Source organism: Lentibacillus salicampi (assembly GCF_004565465.1).
Classification (GTDB): domain Bacteria; phylum Bacillota; class Bacilli; order Bacillales; family Amphibacillaceae; genus Lentibacillus; species Lentibacillus salicampi.
Window position 1 is genome coordinate 237,256 of record NZ_SRHY01000001.1, and the last position, 23,484, is coordinate 260,739.

The 23,484-nt window shown below is 43.3% G+C and carries 22 protein-coding genes and 1 other annotated feature; of the genes, 21 read left to right on the plus strand and 1 reads right to left on the minus strand.

Features of this window, described 5'->3' with window-relative positions; genetic code table 11:
* The first annotated feature begins 36 nt into the window (after nt 1-36).
* The 19 genes from mraY (at nt 37) to E4U82_RS01285 (ending at nt 19,876) form a co-directional block, all read left to right on the plus strand.
* Nucleotides 37-1,017, plus strand: coding sequence for a phospho-N-acetylmuramoyl-pentapeptide-transferase (mraY, locus tag E4U82_RS01195; RefSeq protein ID WP_425339502.1), 981 nt, complete (start codon nt 37-39; stop codon nt 1,015-1,017).
* Complete coding sequence (gene murD / locus E4U82_RS01200) at nt 1,014-2,363, plus strand: UDP-N-acetylmuramoyl-L-alanine--D-glutamate ligase (protein WP_135108207.1); 1,350 nt, start codon at nt 1,014-1,016, stop codon at nt 2,361-2,363. Before mraY ends, murD begins: the two co-directional genes overlap by 4 nt.
* A 79-nt stretch (nt 2,364-2,442) precedes the next feature.
* A complete protein-coding gene (gene spoVE, locus E4U82_RS01205) occupies nt 2,443-3,555 on the plus strand; it encodes a stage V sporulation protein E (protein WP_425339496.1) in 1,113 nt (370 codons plus the stop codon).
* A gap of 441 nt (nt 3,556-3,996) precedes the next feature.
* A complete protein-coding gene (locus E4U82_RS01210; RefSeq protein ID WP_135108208.1) occupies nt 3,997-4,794 on the plus strand; it encodes a cell division protein FtsQ/DivIB in 798 nt (265 codons plus the stop codon).
* Between the two features lie 196 nt (nt 4,795-4,990).
* Entirely contained in the window at nt 4,991-6,271 is a 1,281-nt protein-coding gene (gene ftsA, locus E4U82_RS01215) for a cell division protein FtsA (protein ID WP_135108209.1), read from the plus strand.
* 107 nt (nt 6,272-6,378) lie between these two features.
* Nucleotides 6,379-7,518 (plus strand): cell division protein FtsZ, encoded by a 1,140-nt coding sequence (ftsZ, locus tag E4U82_RS01220; RefSeq protein ID WP_135108210.1) that lies wholly within the window; start codon nt 6,379-6,381, stop codon nt 7,516-7,518.
* 286 nt (nt 7,519-7,804) lie between these two features.
* Nucleotides 7,805-8,725, plus strand: coding sequence for a sigma-E processing peptidase SpoIIGA (gene spoIIGA, locus E4U82_RS01225; protein WP_135108211.1), 921 nt, complete (start codon nt 7,805-7,807; stop codon nt 8,723-8,725).
* A 72-nt stretch (nt 8,726-8,797) separates the two neighbouring features.
* The gene (gene sigE, locus E4U82_RS01230; protein ID WP_135108212.1) at nt 8,798-9,517 is read left to right on the plus strand and encodes an RNA polymerase sporulation sigma factor SigE; all 720 of its coding nucleotides are present in this window, start codon (nt 8,798-8,800) and stop codon (nt 9,515-9,517) included.
* 120 nt (nt 9,518-9,637) lie between these two features.
* Nucleotides 9,638-10,417, plus strand: a complete 780-nt coding sequence (gene sigG / locus E4U82_RS01235; protein WP_135108213.1) for an RNA polymerase sporulation sigma factor SigG — start codon at nt 9,638-9,640, stop codon at nt 10,415-10,417.
* 755 nt (nt 10,418-11,172) lie between these two features.
* On the plus strand, nt 11,173-11,445 hold the full coding sequence (locus E4U82_RS01240) for a YlmC/YmxH family sporulation protein (protein WP_135108214.1): 273 nt from the start codon (nt 11,173-11,175) through the stop codon (nt 11,443-11,445).
* A gap of 56 nt (nt 11,446-11,501) precedes the next feature.
* Nucleotides 11,502-12,314, plus strand: coding sequence for a peptidoglycan editing factor PgeF (gene pgeF, locus E4U82_RS01245; protein WP_135108215.1), 813 nt, complete (start codon nt 11,502-11,504; stop codon nt 12,312-12,314).
* 21 nt (nt 12,315-12,335) lie between these two features.
* The gene (locus tag E4U82_RS01250) at nt 12,336-13,007 is read left to right on the plus strand and encodes a YggS family pyridoxal phosphate-dependent enzyme (protein ID WP_209300519.1); all 672 of its coding nucleotides are present in this window, start codon (nt 12,336-12,338) and stop codon (nt 13,005-13,007) included.
* A 15-nt stretch (nt 13,008-13,022) separates the two neighbouring features.
* Nucleotides 13,023-13,457 (plus strand): cell division protein SepF, encoded by a 435-nt coding sequence (locus E4U82_RS01255; protein WP_135108216.1) that lies wholly within the window; start codon nt 13,023-13,025, stop codon nt 13,455-13,457.
* 3 nt (nt 13,458-13,460) lie between these two features.
* Complete coding sequence (locus E4U82_RS01260; protein ID WP_135108217.1) at nt 13,461-13,724, plus strand: YggT family protein; 264 nt, start codon at nt 13,461-13,463, stop codon at nt 13,722-13,724.
* Nucleotides 13,725-13,736: 12 nt separating this feature from the next.
* Nucleotides 13,737-14,513 (plus strand): YlmH family RNA-binding protein, encoded by a 777-nt coding sequence (locus E4U82_RS01265; RefSeq protein WP_135108218.1) that lies wholly within the window; start codon nt 13,737-13,739, stop codon nt 14,511-14,513.
* Between the two features lie 91 nt (nt 14,514-14,604).
* On the plus strand, nt 14,605-15,120 hold the full coding sequence (locus E4U82_RS01270) for a DivIVA domain-containing protein (RefSeq protein WP_135108219.1): 516 nt from the start codon (nt 14,605-14,607) through the stop codon (nt 15,118-15,120).
* A 48-nt stretch (nt 15,121-15,168) separates the two neighbouring features.
* Nucleotides 15,169-15,396 (plus strand) — a binding site (T-box leader).
* 225 nt (nt 15,397-15,621) lie between these two features.
* Nucleotides 15,622-18,378, plus strand: a complete 2,757-nt coding sequence (ileS, locus tag E4U82_RS01275; protein WP_135108220.1) for an isoleucine--tRNA ligase — start codon at nt 15,622-15,624, stop codon at nt 18,376-18,378.
* 132 nt (nt 18,379-18,510) lie between these two features.
* On the plus strand, nt 18,511-19,005 hold the full coding sequence (gene lspA, locus E4U82_RS01280) for a signal peptidase II (RefSeq protein ID WP_135108221.1): 495 nt from the start codon (nt 18,511-18,513) through the stop codon (nt 19,003-19,005).
* Nucleotides 18,974-19,876, plus strand: a complete 903-nt coding sequence (locus E4U82_RS01285) for an RluA family pseudouridine synthase (RefSeq protein WP_135108222.1) — start codon at nt 18,974-18,976, stop codon at nt 19,874-19,876. Before lspA ends, E4U82_RS01285 begins: the two co-directional genes overlap by 32 nt.
* A 90-nt stretch (nt 19,877-19,966) precedes the next feature.
* Here the strand turns inward: E4U82_RS01285 and E4U82_RS01290 are convergent, their stop codons facing one another.
* Complete coding sequence (locus E4U82_RS01290; protein ID WP_135108223.1) at nt 19,967-20,548, minus strand: Uma2 family endonuclease; 582 nt, start codon at nt 20,546-20,548, stop codon at nt 19,967-19,969.
* 266 nt (nt 20,549-20,814) lie between these two features.
* Between E4U82_RS01290 and pyrR the strand changes: the two genes are divergently transcribed.
* Together pyrR and E4U82_RS01300 are read left to right on the plus strand one after the other, a co-directional pair.
* On the plus strand, nt 20,815-21,357 hold the full coding sequence (pyrR, locus tag E4U82_RS01295) for a bifunctional pyr operon transcriptional regulator/uracil phosphoribosyltransferase PyrR (protein WP_135108224.1): 543 nt from the start codon (nt 20,815-20,817) through the stop codon (nt 21,355-21,357).
* A gap of 732 nt (nt 21,358-22,089) precedes the next feature.
* Nucleotides 22,090-23,478, plus strand: coding sequence for a solute carrier family 23 protein (locus tag E4U82_RS01300; RefSeq protein ID WP_135108225.1), 1,389 nt, complete (start codon nt 22,090-22,092; stop codon nt 23,476-23,478).
* Nucleotides 23,479-23,484 lie beyond the last annotated feature (6 nt).

Genomic DNA, 23,484 nt, shown 5'->3' on the forward strand with positions numbered 1-23,484 from the left:
CGGACGGTTGCTGCAAGAGGAGGAGAAACAGTGAATATGTATGTTTTAATCATGACAATCGCCATAGCATTTCTGATTACCGTCCTTCTATCACCAATTTTCATTCCATTTTTACGTCGTTTGAAGTTTGGTCAAAGTATTCGGGAAGAAGGTCCACAGTCACATATTAAGAAAACGGGAACCCCAACCATGGGCGGTATCATGATTGTTGTCAGTGTTGTTGCCACGTCAATCATCATGATCAATAAATATAATGGAGGTTCGATCGGCTACGAAATGTGGCTGCTCATTTTTGTGCTGGTCGGATACGGATTGTTAGGTTTTTTGGATGACTTTATTAAGGTGGCCATGAAACGGAATCTCGGTCTGACGTCTAAACAGAAAATGGCCGGTCAATTAGTCATTGCATTTATCTTTTATTTTATTTTGCACTATAATGATTATGCTACTTATATTCAAATACCAGGAACATCGATCCAGTGGGAGCTTGGTTGGGGGTATGCACTCTTAACGGTTGTTATGCTGGTTGGCGCATCCAATGCCGTAAACTTAACCGATGGACTGGATGGCCTGCTTGCGGGGACTGCAGCCATTGCGTTTGGTGCATTTGGGATTTTGGCCTGGTATGGATTTCCACAAAATGAGATAACTATTTTTTCATTAGCAATGGTTGGTGCCCTCTTAGGATTTTTAGTATTCAATGCTCACCCTGCCAAAGTATTCATGGGCGATACGGGGTCATTGGCATTAGGCGGGAGTCTTGCCGCAATAGCTATTTTGACAAAGCTGGAAATCATTTTAATCATTATCGGTGGTGTATTTGTCATCGAAACGCTTTCGGTCATTATCCAGGTTATTTCGTTTAAGACAACCGGCAAACGAATCTTTAAAATGAGCCCGCTTCACCATCATTATGAGCTGCTTGGGTGGTCTGAATGGCGTGTCGTGACCACCTTTTGGCTTATAGGTCTAATATTTGCGGCGCTTGGTGTTTATATCGAGGTGTGGATAGCTTGAAACAACTGACAAACTTTCCTTATCGTCATGTACTTGTGTTAGGCCTGGCTAAAAGCGGTACCGCTGCTGCCAGACTTTTGCTGGAAAGCGGAAAACATGTCCGTGTGAATGATCGGAACGCGGGTGACGCTGATCCGCTTGTTGATGAATTAACATCAATGGGTGCTGAGGTGGTTACCGGTTCTCATCCATTATCAGTACTGGATGGGATGGAAATCATCGTTAAGAATCCGGGTATCCCTTACGATACACCTTTACTGTTGGAAGCATCCAGGCGCGACATACCCATTATTACTGAGATAGAACTTGCCGGCAAGTTATCAGAGGCGGCTATGATCGGTATAACCGGATCCAATGGTAAAACCACGACAACAACGCTAACGACTGAAATGCTCAAGAAGAGTGACCAGGCCGTCAAAATAGCGGGCAATATTGGCTATGTCGCAACTGAAGTCGCCCAATCACTAAAAAAAGATGAAAAAATGGTCTTGGAATTATCGTCGTTTCAATTGTTGGGTGTTCAAACATTTAAACCGAAAATAGCCGTTTTGTTAAATATTTTCCAGGCACATCTTGATTACCATAAAACATTTGAGAATTATAAAAATGCCAAATGCAATATTTTTGCCAACCAGACAGCTGACGATTATCTGATCTATAACGCAGACGATCCCACTGTGACAGAAGCCGTCATTTCCGCAAAATCGGTTAAAATTCCATTTTCGTTAAAACAACAGGTGGAGAACGGCGCCTGGGCAGACAAAACCAGTGTCTACTTCAAGAAAGAAAAACTGATTGATAAAGAAGACATCGTTCTGGCAGGCGATCATAATCTTGAAAATATCCTGGCCGCTGTTTGTGCAGCAAAACTAAGTGGCGCGACGAATCAAGCCATTTATAACACACTGACGACGTTTTCAGCTGTCAGGCACCGACTTCAATTTGTTGAAAAAATTCATGATCGTGTGTTTTATAATGATTCCAAAGCAACCAATATGCTGGCAACACAAAAGGCATTATTGTCTTTTAAGCAACCCGTCATCCTGCTTGCAGGAGGACTTGACCGTGGTAATGAATTTGATGATTTAAAGCCGTTTTTACAAAATGTGAGAGGGATCGTCCTGATTGGTGAAACCCAGGATAAACTGAAGCGGGTGGCTCATGAAACCGGCGTACCTTCCATAAGAAAGGCTGGAAATATGAATGAAGCGGTCATTCAAGCATATGACCTGTCTGAACCCGACGATGTCGTATTACTGTCTCCCGCCTGTGCCAGCTGGGATCAGTACCGAACATTTGAAGAACGGGGTGACATGTTTATACAAGCCGTGCATACACTAATGTAGGGGCTTGTCTAATCAGAAGTCTGAGGTCAGAAAATGCTGAGAGCCCCTATTCCAATTAATCTGGAAACGGGGTGTTTTTTTGTTTCAAAAACTGTTCAGAACTCGGTATGCACCAGACTATACGTTGTTTGCTGTTATCCTGTTGTTGCTGTTACTCGGCGCTGTCATGGTTTACAGTTCTTCATACGTATGGGCTGAGTATAAGTATGCAGACCAATTTTTTTATTTAAAACGCCAGTTGTTGTTTTGTGGCGTCGGCGTTATTGGCATGTTCTTTTTTATGATCATTCCGTATGGCAACTGGAAGAAATACAGTAAAATCATTTTACTGGCCTGTTTTCTATTATTGCTGGCAGTCCTTATTCCAGGAATCGGCATGGAACGGGGGGGAGCTCAAAGCTGGATAGGGGTTGGTGCCTTCAGTGTCCAGCCGTCCGAGTTTATGAAACTTGGGTTAATCATTTTTCTAGCAGCCTATTTGTCTGTTCAGCAAAAGTATATAACATCATTTAAAAAAGGGTTTCTTCCATCACTTATATTGGTATTTACTGCATTTGGGCTGATCATGCTGCAGCCTGATCTGGGTACGGGTGTTGTGCTGGTCGGAACGTGTATGGTTATGATTTATATTGCCGGAGCAAGACTCTTGCATTTTGTGGGGCTTGGTGCGATTGGTGCTGCAGGGTTTCTTCTGCTGATCCTGTCAGCACCATACCGGATCAGCCGAATTACTGCATTTATAAATCCTTGGGAAGACCCGCTTGGGGACGGGTTCCAGATTATCCAGTCATTGTATGCAATCGGTCCCGGGGGATTGATGGGACTTGGTTTAGGGGAAAGCATTCAAAAATATTTTTACTTACCGGAACCGCAAAACGATTTTATTTTTGCCATCATAGGAGAAGAACTTGGATTTCTGGGTGGCACCTTTGTGATCGGTTTGTTTGCACTGCTGTTTTGGCGCGGAATGAAAGTGGCATTGGAGGCACCTGATGCTTATGGACGGTTTTTGGCTCTTGGCATCGTATCTATGCTGACGATTCAGGTCATGATCAATATCAGCGTTGTCATCGGATTGATTCCCGTCACGGGCATCACGCTTCCATTTTTAAGTTACGGTGGTTCCTCATTAACCTTAACACTTTGTTCTGCGGGAATTTTGTTAAATATTAGCAGGTATTCAAGACTCTGAGCCTCTCTGTATTGAAAAACCACGATGCTCGTTCACCTGTGTAAGGTTGAAGTGATGAAAATTTTATTGAATCTGGTACAAGTTTACTACGTATTCCTCTGAAATCTATGATATAATTCGAATAACAGTTGATGAACGGCATTGCAAGGTGCCGTTTTCTTCTTGGCAACTTTACAAGAGGCTGTTCAAAAAGTCCGGTAATAATGACACATCGACAGAGGATTTTCTGCCAAAACCGCCCACGTCAATCGCCAACGCAGGAGTCACCACATCGTGGCCCGTGCTCAAAGCTACGCCGTCTCTAACTTCGACGCACAGAACGTGGTAATATCGGCGTCGGCGATTGACGTCGCGAATTTAGCCGATGACGGTCCTTTTTATCCTCCTTTTTGAATACTTGCTTTAATGTTTGACAAATGATAGATAAAGGAAGAAATGGAAATGGGGAAAAAGAGAGTTGTTTCAATAGAAGACCGTATACCAACGCTGAAACAAGAGCGTAAAAAGAAAGCGAATCGCCGTCTCATATTTTATCTTTCTATTTTTTTCTTTTTAATCTCCATTATTGTTTATCTTCAATCACCGCTGAGTCATGTGAGAACAATTGACGTTCACGGGAATTCGTTGATACCGGATGAAAAAATCGTTGGGCAAACGAGTATTGCCAAAGGTAAGAATATATGGTCAGTAAGTGAATCGGACGCAAGCCAGGCTATTAGTGATCATCCGGTTATTCAGCGTGCTGAAGTGGATCGAAAACTCCCGTGGGCAATCGAAATCACGATAACCGAATTCGCACATGTCGGTTATACTCAAAAAAATGAAAACTATTATCCCATATTAGGTAACGGCAAGGTTCCTGAAAATATGAAACAACAAACAGTCAGCGGTGATGCGCCGCTTTTGATTGGTTTTTCTGATGAAGCTTACTTAAAAGAGATGACAGAGGAACTGAAAAATTTGCCGGAAAGTATTTTGGAACTGATATCGGAAATTCATTGGCAGCCAAGCGATGAGAATAAGCGAAAAATTGTACTGTATATGAACGATGGATACATCGTTGACGGCACCATCAGAAATTTCGCCGCTAATATGAGCGTTTATCCATCAATTGTTTCACAGTTGGACCCTGAAAGTAAGGGAATTATACATATTGGTGCCGGTGCTTATTTTGAAGAATTTAACACGGCGGAAGAGAATAGCGATACGCAGGAATCCGACGATGAAAATGAACAATAAGCAAAATTTTCCTGAACAAAAATCACGAAAATAAAAGGATTTTACTGGTTTTTTATAGAATTAACCAATAGATATTTTCTTTTTGTACGTATTCCTTTAAAATAATGGATTACAGGCTTTTAAATAGAAGTGAAAAAACCATCTGAATAATTAAAGGCAATATATCAGATGCTTCTGAATCAGGAGGTGCCTTTCCTTGAACAACAGTGAAATACTAGTGAGTCTTGATATAGGTACATCAAAAATTAAAGTTATTATTGGCGAAGTGTTAAACGACTCTCTGAATATTATAGGGGTCGGTACTGCAAAATCGAATGGTATGAAAAAAGGAGCAATTGTTGACATCGACCAAACTGTTCAATCGATCAGAAATGCGGTAGAGCAGGCAGAAAGAATGGTTGGGATGCAAATTGACAGTGTTATAGTGGGTGTTAACGGAAATCATATACAATTGCAGCCCTGTCACGGGGTCGTGGCAGTTCAGAGTGAAGACCGGGAAATCGGTGATGAAGATATCAAACGGGTGATTGACGGTGCACAAGTTGTCTCCATTCCACCAGAGCGTGAAATCATTGATGTCATCCCAAAACAGTTTATCGTTGATGGGCTTGATGAGATAAATGACCCCCGCGGCATGATTGGTGTGAGACTGGAAATGGAAGGGACCATCATTACGTGTTCCAGAACAGTGTTACATAACCTGTTGAAATGTGTGGAACGTGCCGGCTTAAAAATTTCGGATATTTGTTTGCAGCCTCTCGCTGCCGGGACGGTTGCTCTATCCGGTGATGAGAAAAACCTTGGCGTGACATTAATCGATGTCGGCGGTGGTTCTACGACAGTTTCTGTTTTTGAAAATGATCATCTTGCCGGCACAAGTGCTATTCCATTGGGTGGCGACAACATTACCAAGGATCTATCCATTGGATTACGAACATCAACAGAAGAAGCAGAAGATATCAAGTTGAACTATGGACATGCTTTCTATGATGATGCTCAGGAAGATGAGACCTTTGAGGCATCGATCATCGGCAGTAACCATCGGGAAACGTATAATCAACTGCAAATTTCCGACATGATTGAAGCAAGACTTGAAGAGATTTATGCATACGCAGAACGGGAAATACGCCGGATGGGCTACCAGCAATTACCTGGTGGATATGTTCTGACAGGCGGTACAATGAAAATGCCGGGTGTTATGGAACTTGCACAGGACTTATTTCAGTTAAACGTCCGTGTTGCGATTCCTGACTACATAGGTGTAAGAGAGCCACAGTTTACAGCTGGTGTAGGTATCTTGCAATTTGCTTATCGTAATGCGAAAATACAAGGAAAAGAGCTTTTACCTTCTGTAGCAGCTAACCAGGGCGAACCGAAACCAAAACGTACTAAAAAGTCGGGAAGCTCGGATGCACCGGCTAAACCAAAAAAGAAGGAATCCGGGATCGCCAATTTGTTTAAATATTTCTTTGATTAAACAAAATGACATGTACTTAATCTATTAACGCGCTTTTCAGGTATGTCCGGCCATCAGGGGATAGTAGTTAATGCGTTGTAATTCAGCATATTAGGAGGAACGGTTGTATGTTAGAGTTTGAAACGAATATGGACCAGCTGGCAACAATAAAAGTTATTGGAGTAGGCGGTGGCGGCAGTAATGCTGTTAACCGCATGATTGAACATGGCGTTGAAGGTGTTGAGTTCATTGCTGTGAACACAGATGCACAGGCTTTGAATCTATCAAAAGCGGAAACGAAACTGCAGGTTGGCGGTAAATTGACACGCGGATTAGGAGCCGGTGCAAATCCGGAAGTTGGCAGGAAAGCTGCTGAAGAGAATAAAGAACAGCTGGAAGAAGCCTTACAGGGTGCCGATATGATTTTCGTGACAGCCGGCATGGGCGGGGGTACTGGTACAGGTGCAGCGCCTGTTATTGCCCAGATTGCCAAAGAACTTGGTGCACTGACAGTAGGTGTTGTGACGCGTCCATTCACATTTGAAGGCAAAAAGAGATCAACACAGGCAGTATCGGGAATCGAATCACTGAAATCGGGTGTGGACACACTGATTGTCATCCCGAACGACCGCCTTCTGGAAATTGTCGACAAGAATACGCCGATGCTGGAAGCTTTCCGTGAAGCAGATAATGTATTACGTCAAGGTGTACAAGGTATTTCCGACTTGATTGCCAAGCCTGGTTTAATCAACGTGGACTTTGCCGATGTGAAAACGATTATGTTTGATAAAGGTTCTGCTCTAATGGGGATTGGTATTGCAACTGGAGAAAGTCGTGCCACAGAAGCAGCCAAGAAAGCCATTTCGTCACCACTTTTGGAAACATCTGTGGATGGAGCACATGGCATTCTCATGAACATTACCGGCGGCACCAGTTTAAGTCTTTACGAAGTTCAGGAAGCAGCTGATCTGGTTACATCAGCTGCTGATAGTGAAGTGAATGTTATCTTTGGCTCGGTTATTAACGAAAACCTGAAAGATGAAATTATTGTAACGGTGATTGCGACGGGTTTTGATGAAAATCAACGGGACGATAGTCAGCCTCGTCAACGCCCGGTTATCAACCATAATCAACATGCAGCGACAAAGTCAACAGAAGAGCCGCAGCGTGAACAGAAACAACAACAGGTTCACGAAAGTCGTCCGACTACACAGGATGATGAATTGGATATTCCGACCTTTTTACGGAATCGGAATCGGAACCGCTAAAAAGTAATAATGAATTGAGAAAGAGCAATCAGACGCCAACTGGTTGCTCTTTTTGTATTTAATAAACACATTTAAAAACGATGTGACAAATTCATTGATAAGTCGTTAAAATTAGCCCCATTTATCCTTCATGAAATGACAGACTTTGCTCTTCAATACCACTATACTTCCTAGTAGAGACATTCAAAAGTAACTTTCAGTAGAACGAAAATATTGAAGTCTCATTTGTACCGGGTTTTTCGACCATCCGGTGTTAAGAAATTAATAACAGGAAAGGAAGAACAGTGTGACGATCTATCTTGATGCTGTCTGGTTATTGAATTTTCTTCTGGATATGATGCTGCTGATGCTGACACAGGCACTGGCAAAGGACAGCACAAGAAAGCGCAGGGTTATTTTCGGTGCCTTTATAGCTTCATTATTGGTGCCGATCACCATTTATTATCCCGATTCATTTGCTAATAGTATGCCAGGCAAGCTGATCTATTCAGTTATTATTATTTTATGCAGTTTCAACATTTATTCGATCTATCGGATGATCAAGTTATGGCTCTTATTTTACTTTACAACATTTTCGATAGGGGGAGGATTGATAGCGGTACACTTTCTTTTTCAGAATCCTGCAGATGTGTCTGCAAATGGGATTCTCACATTTAACAGCGGTTATGGCGCCCCTGTCAGCTGGCTGTTTGTCGTCATCGGTTTCCCGTTGAGCTGGTATTTCACCAAGAGACGTATGGACAGGCACGCCACCGAGAAAATCCGTTACGATCAATTATGTGCGGTTACGATTCAAATTCAACGGATCAATCACTCAACGTCAGCTTATATTGACAGTGGTAACCAGCTGACAGACCCATTGACCAAGAAACCGGTTATTATTTGTGACGAATATTTTTTAAAACAATGGTTTACGGAAGCTGATTGGGCGATGCTGAAAACAGCTCATGATACGCTCAATTTTGAAATGCTTCCGGAAGGCTGGGAAAAGCGAATACACATTGTTCCGTTTCAGGGCGTTGAAGGCAGCCGCAATTTTATGCTGGCTATTAAACCGGATAACATCACCATTGATTATGACGATAACGAAATTATGACACATAAGGTGTTGATCGGTATCCAATTTGCCGAGTTGACGAAAGACGGGTCTTATCATTGTCTTTTACATCCGCAAATTATAAAGCTGGCCTCATCTGTTTCGGCTTAATATGAGAAAAAACTTGCCAAAGCGGATTAAAATTCTATATATACCAAAAAATCCAAAAAGGAGCGACTTGCATTGAAACTATTCAGACTTCGTATACGTTTATGGTGGTATAAAATACTGTTTAAACTTGGCGTCAAAACAGACGAAATTTATTACATAGGCGGCAGTGAAGCGCTACCGCCGCCTTTATCAAAAGAAGAAGAAAAACGTCTCCTGGAACTGCTTCCTGAAGGTGATAAGTCTGCCAGAGCCATGCTGATTGAACGAAACCTGCGTCTGGTCGTTTATATTGCCCGAAAGTTCGAAAACACCGGAATCAATATTGAAGACCTGATCAGCATCGGTACAATTGGATTAATTAAAGCTGTCAATACGTTTAACCCTGAAAAGAAAATAAAGCTTGCCACGTATGCTTCAAGATGTATTGAAAATGAAATATTAATGTACCTAAGAAGGAATAATAAACTGAAGTCCGAAATTTCCTTTGATGAACCGCTGAATATTGATTGGGATGGCAACGAATTATTGCTGTCAGACGTTCTTGGCACAGAGGAAGATATCATCACAAGAGATATCGAAACAAATGTCGATAAACGTTTACTGAAAAATGCCCTTTCACAGCTGAATGCCCGGGAAAAACAGATTATGGAACTTCGCTTTGGACTGATTGGCCATGAAGAAAAAACTCAAAAAGATGTGGCGGATATGCTGGGGATTTCACAATCTTATATTTCCCGCTTAGAAAAGAAAATTATCAGACGCCTGCAAAAAGAATTTAACAAAATGGTTTGACTTACTCTGACATGATTTGAAAGCATTTTAATACGCTTCATAAGACATACCTGATTGCATAAAAACCCTCCTATGGGGAGATACTTCTCTTGAACAGCATCTCCACCGGGAGGGTAGAATATGACAAAACATAAAGTAGAAATTTGCGGAGTAGATACATCCAAATTACCTGTACTGAAGAACGAGGAAATGCGTGAATTATTCAAACAAATGCAAGCTGGTAATATCACAGCAAGAGAGGAACTGGTAAATGGTAATTTGCGTCTCGTGTTAAGTGTTATTCAGCGCTTCAATAATCGCGGTGAATATGGTGATGATTTGTTCCAGGTTGGTTGTATTGGACTCATGAAATCAATTGATAATTTTGATTTAGGACATAATGTTAAGTTTTCCACTTATGCTGTACCGATGATCATCGGTGAAATCAGACGATACCTGCGTGACAACAATCCAATCAGGGTATCAAGGTCTTTGCGGGACACGGCCTATAAGGCTCTTCAAGTCAGAGAAAGATTAATCAGTAAAACGTCTAAAGAACCGACAGCAATGGAAATAGCTGAAGAAATGGATGTTGACCATTCCGATATTGTGTTTGCGATGGATGCCATTCAGGACCCGGTATCACTATTCGAACCAATTTACAACGATGGTGGCGATCCAATCTATGTCATGGATCAACTAAGCGATGATAAAGATAAAGATTCCCTTTGGGTTGATAAGCTCTCACTTAAAGAGGGCATGTACCAGCTTAATGAACGTGAAAACACAATCCTGAACAAACGATTTTTTCAAGGGAAAACTCAAATGGAGGTGGCTGAAGAAATCGGGATATCCCAAGCTCAGGTCTCCCGTCTTGAAAAAGGGGCTATCGATCAAATGAATAAAGAAATGTTCGAATAAGTAGAAGAACAATATCCGTTGGTTGTAATTGCCGGCGGACATTTCAAAAAACAAGGGGGCTAACCACGACCATCAACACAACCGTATATCTCTACACCTAAAACGACGCCAAATCTTATTTGGGGTCGTTTTTTTAGAAAGATAAGAAAGTATAAAATTTTCGGTTATATCAAGCTCTTTGTCAGCAATAGCCATGTCCAGCTTCGACGTACAGGACGTACTAGTGCCGGCGTTGGCACAGGACGTGCCGAACTTAGCCGGCCAGCGCCTACCCCCTCGAGATCTTAAGCAATAATTTTACGTGGCCAAACCCGCCACTGCAAATTCTTGCTTAAGCTTTTCGGGGGTGAACAAGGCGCCCCGCGCTTTTCCTATTGTTTTTTTAAAATTTGGATCAACATCAAAATCTATGGTTGAAATGAATGAATAAAAATGATAATGATAAGCTGGTTAGCGGAGGAAAAACACGAAGACTCCTGTGGGAATGCGCAGTGTGAAGACCCCGCAGAAAAAGTGCTCTTCTTTTTCGAGGAGGCTGAGGACAAGCCCACGGAAAGCGTAGTGTTTTTCCGTAGCGGTCGCCTACATCAAATATTCATCTAACTTGTCAACCTTAGATTTTGGTTAAGAGCCAAAAATTTTGATTTCTGATGCCCCTTTTTAGGATTGGATTTCGATTATATTAAAAAAGGGAAAACATAATATTTCTGGTATCTGTCTGCATATAAATGTCTAATAAGAGGCAGGTGAGACAGGTGGTAACGTTATCCGAACTGCAAATTAAAGAAGTTATCGTCATGAACGACGGCAAGCGACTGGGCCATATAACTGATTTGGAAATTGACGGGGAGAATGGGAAGATAACAGCGCTGGTGATTGTCGCAAAAGACAAGAAATCAGGTTTTTTCGGAAAATCTGATGAGCTCATTATTCCCTGGAACTATATTGAGGTTATCGGTGCTGATGTCATATTGGTTAAAGAGGTAAAAACGCCTTCGCTTTATTCGGAACAACAATTGCTCGAATAATGGCGAAAATATGATAGAATGGAACAAGCACTTAACGCCGATTAGGAGGAAAGCGAATGACAGAACCATTCCGGCAGCTGACAGCATCAACTTTAGAATTGGGAAAATGGCAGCAGTTAAGATCTGGTCTGAAGGCGGGTTTCACTACAAGAAATGGCGGTGTTTCTGCAGCTCCTTTTGCTACATTGAACCTCGGTTTACATGTACCGGATTACACAGAAGATGTATTGGCCAATAGACGAAAGCTGGCGGAAGCCGTTCATATTCCAATGGCGTCCTGGGTATCCGGAGAGCAGATACACCAGACGAACGTTCATATTGTGACCGATGATGACAAAGGGAAAGGATCACGTCAGTACGATACATCACTAAAGCAAATTGACGGGCTGATGACGAACCGACAAGGTATTTTGTGTACCGCGTTCTTCGCTGATTGTGTCCCGATCTATTTTCTTGATCCATCATCTGGATATGTTGGTATTGCCCATGCAGGTTGGAAAGGAACGGTCAATCGAATTGGGCGAAAGATGGTTGAAGCATTGCAATCGGCTGGGGCAGATCCGGCTGACATACATGTCGCGATTGGTCCAAGCATATCGGGTGATGCCTACGAGGTTGACGAGCGAGTGGTGAACCATATTCCGGACGCATTTTTTGAAAGAACTGTCACCGATCAAGGAAGTAATCGTTTTTTGCTTGATTTAAAGCAATTAAACGTTGAAATCCTTTTACAACAAGGTGTTTTACGTCATAATATAGATATAACACATTATTGCACATTCCGTGACGAAACCTTATTTTTCTCGCATCGGCGTGATCAGGGTAAAACAGGCAGGATGCTCGGCTATATTGGTTACGAAAATGATTGAATGGGGGAGGACAGGGATATAATGGATGTAGCAGATAACTTGACCCATATCAGACAAACGATTGAACAAGCCTGCAAAAATAGTCATCGAAATCCTGATGAAATAACCATAATTGGCGTAACGAAATATGTTACAATAGAGCGAACAGAGGAAGCCATCAATGCAGGAATCAAAAATCTTGGCGAAAATCGTATGGAAGGATTACTGGAAAAACACGATTACATACAGGACAGAGCATCTTGGCACTTTATCGGCACATTGCAATCGAGAAAAGTGAAAGACGTGATTGGTAAAGTTGATGCCATTCATTCGTTGGATCGGCTGTCGCTTGCCAAAGAAATTAATAAGCGGGCAGCAAGACCTATTGATTGTTTTATCCAGGTGAATGTCAGCGGTGAGGAATCGAAACATGGTCTTAGCCCTGAAGATACGCTTTCATTTATTAAACAATTGGAACGGTTTAAAAACGTCCGGATCGTCGGATTAATGACCATGGCTCCACATACTGACGATGAAGATCGGTTGCGGGCGATTTTTAGGCGATTGGTCTCGTTGAGGGAGACCATAAAAGCCGAACATCTGGCATATGCGCCATGTGATAACTTATCTATGGGCATGAGCAATGATTACCGGATTGCTGTAGAAGAGGGCGCCACACATATCCGAATCGGGTCTGATCTGGTTGGATCCTAAAAACGGGGTGAAATGATGAGTATTAAAAACAAACTTAAAACCTTTTTTACAATGGAAGATGATTATGAGTATGTTGAGCAGCAAGACGCTGTTAATCAGGACGCTGCGACACATCACACGAACAATAACGGGAATGTTGTCAGTTTAACCAGTATGCAGGGACCGACATCAAAAGTCGTGTTATCCGAACCGCGCAATTACTCAGAGGCACAGGAGATTGCTGATAATGTTGTTAATAAACGGGCGGTCGTCATTAATCTGCAGCGGGTTGACCATCAGCAGGCTAAACGTATTGTTGATTTTTTGAGTGGCACCGTGTATGCGATTAATGGTGATATTCAAAAACTTGGTGCCGGGACATTTCTATGTACAGCAGACAATGTTGATGTGTCAGGTTCCATAACAGAATCACTTGTTGAAGAAGACGAATATAATAAAGGATGGTCGTAAACGATGCAGTCATTACTTGTTCTATTATCACTGGCATTGGAACTGTACAGCTTTGCCTTGATTATTTATATCTTTATGTCCTGGTTTCCGGGAGCTCGTGAATCGTCATTTGGCGGCTTTTTAGCCAAAATATGCGAACCTTATCTTGAGCCATTTCGTAAAATCATACCACCGCTGGGCATGATTGATCTCTCCCCGGTAGTGGCCATACTTGTCCTGTTTTTTGCCAGAACGTATGGGTTGAGTGTTCTGTTCAGTTGGTTTTGATGGGTGAAACTTATGGAAATATATCAACATTTCAGAAAAGATGAGCATCCATTTATTGACCAGGCTTTATCCTGGGTTGATCATGTCGAAACAACCTGGCAGATGAAAGTGAGCGATTTCCTGGACCCGCGGCAACAGCAAATTGTGGACACGCTCGCAGGGACAAGTATGGCGGAGCTGAAGGTGTACAAACACGGAGGCAGTCACAATGCTGAAAGACAGCGCGTGATTATCGCGCCGTTCTATGAAGAAGTGACAGAGGATTCTTTTCAGCTTACATTACTGCAAGGCTCCTACCATGACAACTTTGTATCGATTAGCCATCGGGATGTCATGGGGGCATTTTTGTCTTTAGGGATTAAGCGTCAAAAGCTGGGTGACATCATGGCTGAAGACGGATTGGTTCAAATTGTTATGGCTAGTGAAGTCGCGCCATACGTGCTTACTAATTTGACTGCCATCAAAAAAGCCAGGATAAGGCTGGAAGAACAGCCGCTTTCATCTGTTGTGGAAAAGACGGTCAATTGGGTTGAATCCGATCAAGTCGTATCTTCACTTCGGCTAGATACCATTGTCAAAGCGATATACCATTTGTCCCGGAAAGATGCAGCAGAAATGATTGGAAAAGGTCTTGTTAAAGTAAACTATAGGGTTACCGACGACCGCAAATTCATTTTGGAAGCCGGTGACATGCTTTCTGTGCGAGGGAAAGGGAGAAGTAAATTGACCGGGGTCAATGGCCAGACCAAAAAAAATAACATTAGCATCACAACTGCTCGTTTAAATTAATAGAAATAATTTTGCAGGATTTTTGGTCTTTTTGTCGAAATAACATACTATATGGATTTATAATAAAGTTGTACTTAAGGAGGTGGCCTGTGTGTCATTAACACCACTGGATATTCATAATAAGGAATTCACAAGAAGTTTTCGCGGCTATGATGAGGATGAGGTTAATGAATTTTTGGATCAGGTTATCAAAGATTACGAAATGACCATCCGCGAAAGAAAAGATTTACAGGAAAAAGTTGAACAGTTAAACGAAAAACTGGGACACTTCACGAATATTGAAAGTACATTGAATAACTCAATTCTGATTGCACAGGAAACGGCAGAAGAGCTTAAAGGCAATGCCCAGAAGGAAGCCAAATTAATTATAAAAGAAGCCGAAAAGAATGCAGATCGGATTGTGAACGAAGCATTAAACAAATCCCGCAGAATTGAAATGGATGTTGAGGAATTAAAAAAACAGGCTAAAGTGTTCCGCACCCGTTTGAAAATGCTGGTGGAGGCACAGCTTGACGTCATCGATGCAGGGGACTGGGAGGATTTATTTGACGAAGAAACGGATGCCGAAGCGGATGAAGCGCCGGATTACGCCGAGACAAAGGCATAGGCCTTGACGTCCTGTGGCATTTTACATATAATTTCTATATATCGAATATGCTTTATGATGACGGAGATAGTATGGATGTATTCCAGTTCAGCGAATCAGGGGTCGGTGGAAGCCTGATATGGTAAGCATCTTGAACATCACTCCTGAGTATCCATTCTGAACCTGAGTAGGAATGGACGGATTATTCACGTTACGAATCACGAGTGAATTTAAAATGAATCGACAGCCGATTTTTAAATTTATAAGGGTGGTACCGCGAGTCTTCTCGTCCCTTTTCAGGGATGAGAAGACTTTTTTATTTTTTACTTTGTTAATAATAGTTGATTTCAGCTCTGGACGCTCACTTTCCGTGGGTTCGTGCCAAGCCTCCCCGCCAGCTCATTACTTCGCTGCCTCGGAGACTTGGACTGTCTCGCTTTCCCGCAGAGTCTCGCGTCTTCCGCTTCAATCAAGTTCGTTTAACATCGCTTAACTTACAGGGACGATAAGGAGGAAAACAGATTGGACTATAAAGATACTTTACTGATGCCAAAGACGAAGTTCCCGATGCGCGGCAATTTGCCGAATAAAGAACCTGAGCGACAGAAGCAATGGGATGAGAATCGCATTTATGAAAAGGACATGGAACGCACGAAAGGACGGCCATTGTTCATTTTGCACGATGGCCCGCCGTATGCGAATGGTGATCTGCATATTGGCCATGCGTTGAATAAAATATTAAAAGATTTTATTACACGGTATCGGTCAATGAGCGGCTATCACGCGCCATATGTACCCGGCTGGGATACACACGGTCTGCCGGTTGAAACAGCATTAACCAAAAAGAAAAAAGTTGACCGCAAAAAGATGAGTGTTGCCGAGTTCCGGGAAAAGTGTGCCGAATATGCCATGGGACAGCTCGATAATCAGCGCAACCAGTTTAAAAAATTCGGTGTCCGCGGTGATTGGGATAACCCATATATAACGTTGAAAAAAGGTTATGAGGCGGCGCAAATCAGGGTGTTCGGTGAAATGGCCAAAAAAGGGTATATTTACCGGGGGCTTAAACCTGTTTACTGGTCACCGTCTTCTGAGTCGGCGCTGGCGGAAGCGGAAATTGAATACTATGATAAACGTTCACCTTCCATCTATGTGGCATTTAACGTCAAGGATGGAAAAGATGTACTTGATGGTGATGAAAAAATCATCATCTGGACAACGACACCATGGACAATCCCGGCAAATCTGGGCATCGCCCTGCATCCGGAGCTGGAATATGCGGTCGTTGCTGTTCGTGGTGAAAAATATGTGATTGCTCAAGAGCTGCTGGAGACGATTGCCAAAGAACTGGAATGGGAAAACCCGGAAGTTGTTAAAACATTCCAAGGTGCGGAAGCGGATAAAGTCGTTGCCAAACATCCGTTTTATGACCGTGATTCACTTGTGATGCTTGGGGACCACGTGACAACAGATGCTGGTACGGGGTGTGTTCATACAGCGCCTGGTCACGGGGAAGATGACTTTTATATGTCACGATCGTACGGTATTGAACCACTGTCACCTGTTGACGATCAAGGTTATTTTACTGACGAGGCACCAGGCTTTGAAGGCGAATTTTATGATAGAGCCAATAAATCGGTAACGAAAAAGCTGGATGAGACCGGCTCACTCTTGAAGCTGACATTCATTACACACTCGTACCCCCATGACTGGCGTACAAAAAAGCCGACCATTTTCCGGGCAACGTCGCAATGGTTTGCATCCATTAAGGACTTTCGACAGGATATTCTGGATGAAATCAATCGGATTAGCTGGTATCCGGCCTGGGGTGAAACACGACTGTATAACATGGTTCGTGATCGTGAAGACTGGTGTATTTCCCGGCAGCGGACATGGGGCGTACCGATTCCGGTGTTCTACGCAGAGGATGGTACACCGATTATTAATAATGAAACGATTGACCATGTTTCCAAATTGTTCGCTGAGCACGGTTCGAATGTCTGGTTTGAACGGGAAGCTGTTGATCTTTTGCCTGAAGGATTTGCGTCCGAACATAGTCCAAATGGCAAATTCACGAAAGAAATGGATATTATGGATGTCTGGTTTGATTCCGGCTCTTCCCATGAAGCTGTGTTAGTGGAACGGGAGGATCATAGACGGCCGGCGGATGTTTATCTGGAAGGAAGCGACCAATACCGCGGTTGGTTCAACTCATCCATCTCAACAGCTGTGGCAACTACCGGCAGGGCTCCATATGAGGCGATTATTAGTCATGGGTTTACGTTGGACGGTAACGGTCGGAAAATGAGCAAATCACTTGGCAATGTCATGGATCCGTTAAAAATTCAAAAACAACTTGGAATCGATATTCTGCGTTTATGGGTTTCATCGGTTGATTATCAGGCCGACATGCGGATTTCCCAGGAGATTTTGAAACAAATTTCCGAGGCTTATCGTAAAATCCGTAACACGGTCCGGTTTATGCTTGGAAATTTAGCTGACTTCGATCCGGAAAAAGATGCGGTGCCTGAAGCGGAAATGGAAGAGGTCGACCGCTATATGCTGCACCGGCTGCAGAATTTAGTGAAGAACGTCCGTGACAGCTATGATCATTATGAATACTCGCCGATTTATTCGTACATTCATAATTTCTGTACGATTGACTTGAGTTCGTTCTATCTTGATTTTGCCAAAGATATTTTGTATATCGAGGCAGCGGACAATCATCGCCGCAGAAGCATTCAGACAGCTTATTATGAGATTGTGACAACGCTGGTGAAGCTCCTGACACCGATCATTCCGCATACGACTGATGAAATGTGGGAGTACATTCCCGGCGTTCAGGAAGAAAGCGTCCAGCTGACCGACATTCCGGACCCCCGGCAAATATCCGGCTTTGACAAACTGTATGAAAAATGGGATCACTTCATGAATGTTCGCGATGACGTTCTGAAGGCATTGGAAGAAGCAAGAGAAGATAAAGTCATCGGGAAATCATTGGAAGCGAAAATTACGGTCGTGCCGAAAGACAGCCACACAAAAGAAGTGCTTAATGGCATTGCCAACGTCCATCAGCTTTTCATCGTTTCAGATGCAGAGATAACGGATGATGCATCAGATGCGAAAGAGTACCGGTATGTAGACGTTAACGTTGAGAAGCACCCTGGTGATAAATGTGCGCGCTGCTGGACCGCCGCAGAAACAGTAGGCCAGGATCAGAACCATCCGGATTTATGCTCACGGTGTGCGGCTATTGTGAAAGAACATTACAGCGCATAAACCTGAACACATCGGAGGCGCCTGTCCCTTTGAAAAATTCATTCAAGGGGTAAGGCGCTTTCTGTTTTTTTGTGGTAAAATGCAAAAGGAACCCTTAAAATGTTAAAGGATAAGATAAACGGAGGAACCGGCATGTACCTGTATTACATAGTGGCAATACTTGTAATTGCGCTCGATCAACTGTCCAAGTGGGCTGTCATTAAAACCATGGCGCTTGGTGAACAAATAACGGTCATCGGGGATTTTTTCTATTTAACATCACATCGGAATAGTGGGGCGGCATGGGGAGTCCTTCAAGGGCAAATGGGCTTTTTTTACGCTATCACAGCCATTGTTGTTGTTGGCCTGATTTACTTCATGCAAAAATATGCCAGGGAGAGTCAATTGCTGGCGATCGCTTTAAGCCTGATTCTCGGCGGTGCGATAGGAAATTTCATTGACCGCCTGTTCCGGAAAGAAGTGGTTGATTTTTTTGACTTCATTATTTTCGGGTATGATTATCCAATATTCAATATAGCGGATTCTGCTCTGGTCGTCGGTGTGATTTTGGTCATTATTATCACCATTATGGATGAACGAAAGGAAAAGCTGCAAAATGACACAACAGCACAACGTAACGGAAAGTGAAGCGAATATACGGGTTGATAAATTGCTGTCCACAATGATGACGGATGCCTCGCGTTCAGAAATTCAATCATGGATAGCAGATGGGTGCGTAAGAGTCAACGGGCATCACGTAAAGGTGAATTATAAATGTCAGAATGGTGATGTCATCGAATGGATGGTCCCTGAACCGGAAACGTTGACGATTGAACCGGAGAACATCCCGCTCTCGGTGGTTTATGAGGATTCTGATCTTCTTGTTGTCAATAAGCCAAGAGGAATGGTTGTCCATCCTTCCGCGGGCCATCATCATGGGGCCCTTGTGAACGCACTGCTCCATCATTGTGACAGCTTATCACATGTGAATGGTGAGGAGCGGCCGGGCATTGTTCACCGGATTGATAAAGATACGAGCGGACTGTTGGTGGTCGCCAAAAATGACGAGACACATATTCATCTCGCCGAACAACTGTCTGCCAAAGAGATGGAGAGGCAATATGAAGCGATTGTCCATGGCGTGATTGAACATGAAACAGGGATGATTGACGCCCCGATTGGCAGAGACCCAAATGACCGGAAAAAGATGGGCATTGTCGGAAACGGGAAATCCGCCATAACGCATTTTCGTGTGTTGAACCGTTATAGAGATTTCACCCATGTTGAATGCCAGCTGGAGACAGGTCGTACCCATCAGATTCGTGTCCATATGAAATATATCGGATTCCCGGTTGTCGGCGATCCCAAATATGGGCAGAGAAAGACGAGGGCTGTCGGTGGTCAGGCGCTCCATGCCAAGTCTCTTGCATTCAAGCATCCGACAACCAATGAGCAGCTGCATTTTGAAGTAGAAGCACCGGCTTATTTTCAGGAGCTGCTGTCAGAATTTGAGAGCTGATTGCGGTAAACGGGGATGCTTAAAGTGATGCCAAAGAAAGGCGGAGACGTCCCCGTTTTTTTATCTGCTCGAAGGTTCTCAAGGCTAAAATCACTTCCGAGAGCCATCGGATAGTCCGATAGACGCTAAATCCACCTGAAAGCCAGCAAACAATTTAGATACAACGTGACCTTTATTAATTTGCATATCATACTGCTCATACATATTTTCGTCATCGAGAGCATACACCGTAATTGCGTTCAGCATCGGGTTAACAACCCAATATTCCTTGACACCATAATTCATATAAAGGTTCAACTTTGTAATAAGATCATGCGACTGATTGGAAGGACTTAAGATTTCAACGATCAGGCTGGGGACACCAACATATCTGGCATCTGTAAATCCACCTTTATCACATATAATGCTAATATCAGGGATAATAATTTTCGATCCCTCCATATTTTCATTTTTTAACTCAATGTCATAAGGTGCAGAAAATAATTCGCAGGACCCCCCTTCAAGAAAATTTCCAAATTTAATTTGCAGCCTGCTTGATATACGCTGATGTTTTGTGGATGGCGATGGTGACATGTAAACCGTTCCATCGATATATTCCAGCAATGCTTCTGAGTTTTCGCGGATTTGAAAGTACTCATCAATCGACATAACATCATTACGATATGGACGCATTTCGTTCATCCCCTTTGGCTTCCATTGTTCATTTTATTTTAACATGTTTTGCATTGGATGCGTACGGTGGAATGCTCCGTTACGCTAAAAAAACCGTTGACAGGAGACAAGAAGTCTGACATAATAAACAGAAATGAATAGCGACCCTTTAACATAGTCCAGTGAGGCTAAAAAGGTACCGGAAAAGTAACTTTACTTGTTACGTCTGCCCAAATCCCTTATCTTCACTGGAGAAAAGGGATTTTTCTATGTCTGGAGTGATCGATTTGCAGAAAAAAACAGTATTGCTGGATGGGGCAGCAATGGGGAGAGCCCTGACGCGGGTTGCGCATGAAATCGTCGAGAAAAATAAAGGCGGTGACAATCTGGTACTGGTTGGAATCAAAACGAGAGGCGTACCACTGACAAAACGGCTCCAGGAAAAGATTAAACAAATCGAAGGCGTGACGGTGCCGACTGGTGAGTTGGATATCACTTTATACCGGGATGATTTGGAAAAGGTGACATCCAATGAAGATCCTGAGTTGAAGGCAACGAGAATTGATGTCGACTTGAAGAATAAACATGTTGTTTTAATCGATGACGTACTCTATACAGGGAGGACAGTCCGGGCAGCAATGGATGCTGTCATGGATATTGATCGCCCGTCATTGATTCAGCTTGCGGTCCTGGTTGACCGGGGCCATCGTGAATTGCCAATAAGGGCAGATTACGTCGGCAAAAATATTCCGACGTCTGAAGAGGAAATCATCGTTGTTCAACTGGAAGAAATCGATCAGCTCGAAGAAGTGAGCATTTACGAAAAATGAATTAATTGACCTTTAATTAGATCCCGAGAGATTTACAAGGTCGCTTTGGAAGACGTGTATTCACAACACGTATACCTCTTTGCGACCTTTCGCAAAGAGGTTTTTTTGTGGGAAGGTGTATTTATGAAAAAAATTTTGTTATAACGGCACATTCCATAAATCTTGTTGCTTATAAAGTCCCACAGTCGAGACAAACAGCGACGTAACGTTTTATGAGTGTTAAACTGCCGCTGCGGAAATACACTTGGTGCTCGTCGTGTTGCAAGTGATTGCGGGAAGCAGCACTCCTCGCAACTCGCAGCTAACTCGGCGGATGTTTTGCTCGTCGCTTTCCGTGGGCGGCTGATGAGCCTCCTCGAGCTAAGCACTAAGGGGTCTCATCCAGGCCTTTGCTCCCACAGGAGTATCCGTGTATTTCCTCCGCTGGTTTTATTGACTGGTCCAGGGGTCGTGATAGAAATACGTTTAAAACCACTTCACTAGTCCGGGTGAGCGGAGGGCGGTGACTCCTGCGGGAAAAGCAACAGCTGAAGATCCCGCAGGAAGCGGTTTTTGCTTCCGAGGAAGCTGAAGCGTTGCCCTAAGGTGCGCATCCGCCCGTAGCGATCCAGGACGGTGGACTGAAAAGTTACTTATAGAAACCATTCCAGCACTTACGTCGCAGTTTATGAATTTTGTGTTAATAAGACTTTTTTAGCAAACTGTACTGAAAACAAAATGGAGGGTATCAAGATGAATAAACAGGAAATGGTCATGGATGTTCAGGAAGCACCAAAATTACAAAAATGGATAATGTTGAGTCTGCAGCATTTATTTGCGATGTTCGGGTCGACGATTCTTGTTCCGTTCCTGACAGGGTTGTCACCTGCGGTCGCGCTGATATCCAGTGGTCTTGGAACGATTGCTTATTTACTGATCACCAAAGGAAAAATTCCGGCATATTTGGGTTCAAGTTTTGCATTTATTGCCCCGATCATTGGAGCCAGCACTGCCGGCGGTCCGGCGGGCGCGATGATCGGCACATTTTTGGCAGGAGTTGTATACGCGGTGGTGGCCTTATTCATACGATTTTTAGGCTTAAACTGGCTGATGCGGATTTTGCCACCGATTGTTGTCGGTCCTGTCATTATTGTGATCGGCCTGGGCCTTGCATCAACTGCAATTGATATGGCCATGTATGTCCCCGGACTGGATGAAAATGTGTACAGTGGCACACATTTTAGTGTCGCGCTGTTCACGCTTGGTATCACCATTATAGCGTCGATTTTTTTCAGAGGGTTTCTGGGGCTGATTCCGATATTAATTGGCATTGTTTCCGGGTATACGTTTGCCCTATTCCAAGGAGTTGTTGATACCGCGGCAATCAAAGCGGAATGGCTTGCCATAACGTCGGCCGGGTCAATCGGTGAATTCTTTACGGCGGTTTTTAAATCGCCTGACTTTATTGTACCGTTTGTGGATTACGCGCCGTTTGACATCATTAGTGGTGAAATTGTACTGCTGATGGCACCTGTCGCACTCGTCACGATTGCTGAACATATTGGTGATCAGATGGTCCTCTCTAAAGTTGTCGGGAGAAATTTCATTAAAAAACCCGGCCTGCACCGGTCTATTATGGGTGATGGCGCAGCAACTGTAATTGCTTCTTTTCTTGGCGGACCACCGAATACAACATACGGAGAGAATATCGGTGTCTTGTCGATTACGAGGGTGTTCAGTGTGTTTGTTATTGGCGGTGCTGCAGTTTTCGCCGTTTGCTTTGGATTTGTCGGCATTATAACAGCAACAATCAGTTCAATTCCATCGGCCGTGATGGGCGGTGTTTCGATTTTGCTGTTCGGGATTATTGCCTCAAATGGTCTGCGTATGCTAATTGATAACCAGGTGGATCTGAGTGATAAACGGAATCTTGTCATTTCATCTGTGATACTAGTCATCGGTGTCGGTGGCGCATTTATCCAACTGTCAGACAATCTGCAAATTGCCGGAATGGCCTTGTCAGCAATCATTGGAGTTTTACTAAATCTGATATTGCCCGGAAAAGAAAGCGGATATGGAAACGGGATGATGTTTGCTGACAGTGAACTCAAACAAAACAAGAAGCAGGACAGTGCAGCCTAGACTGAA

Excerpts from the sequence above, each read along its gene's own strand:
- lspA (WP_135108221.1), top strand. The coding sequence starts at position 18,511 with ATGTACCTGTATTACATAGTGGCAATACTTGTAATTGCGCTCGATCAA.
- mraY (WP_425339502.1), top strand. The coding sequence starts at position 37 with ATGTATGTTTTAATCATGACAATCGCCATAGCATTTCTGATTACCGTC.
- E4U82_RS01255 (WP_135108216.1), top strand. The coding sequence starts at position 13,023 with ATGAGTATTAAAAACAAACTTAAAACCTTTTTTACAATGGAAGATGAT.
- E4U82_RS01250 (WP_209300519.1), top strand. The coding sequence starts at position 12,336 with ATGGATGTAGCAGATAACTTGACCCATATCAGACAAACGATTGAACAA.
- E4U82_RS01260 (WP_135108217.1), top strand. The coding sequence starts at position 13,461 with ATGCAGTCATTACTTGTTCTATTATCACTGGCATTGGAACTGTACAGC.
- E4U82_RS01210 (WP_135108208.1), top strand. The coding sequence starts at position 3,997 with ATGGGGAAAAAGAGAGTTGTTTCAATAGAAGACCGTATACCAACGCTG.
- E4U82_RS01265 (WP_135108218.1), top strand. The coding sequence starts at position 13,737 with ATGGAAATATATCAACATTTCAGAAAAGATGAGCATCCATTTATTGAC.
- pgeF (WP_135108215.1), top strand. The coding sequence starts at position 11,502 with ATGACAGAACCATTCCGGCAGCTGACAGCATCAACTTTAGAATTGGGA.
- E4U82_RS01290 (WP_135108223.1), bottom strand. The coding sequence starts at position 20,548 with ATGCGTCCATATCGTAATGATGTTATGTCGATTGATGAGTACTTTCAA.
- E4U82_RS01285 (WP_135108222.1), top strand. The coding sequence starts at position 18,974 with ATGACACAACAGCACAACGTAACGGAAAGTGAAGCGAATATACGGGTT.
- ftsZ (WP_135108210.1), top strand. The coding sequence starts at position 6,379 with ATGTTAGAGTTTGAAACGAATATGGACCAGCTGGCAACAATAAAAGTT.
- E4U82_RS01300 (WP_135108225.1), top strand. The coding sequence starts at position 22,090 with ATGAATAAACAGGAAATGGTCATGGATGTTCAGGAAGCACCAAAATTA.
- sigG (WP_135108213.1), top strand. The coding sequence starts at position 9,638 with ATGACAAAACATAAAGTAGAAATTTGCGGAGTAGATACATCCAAATTA.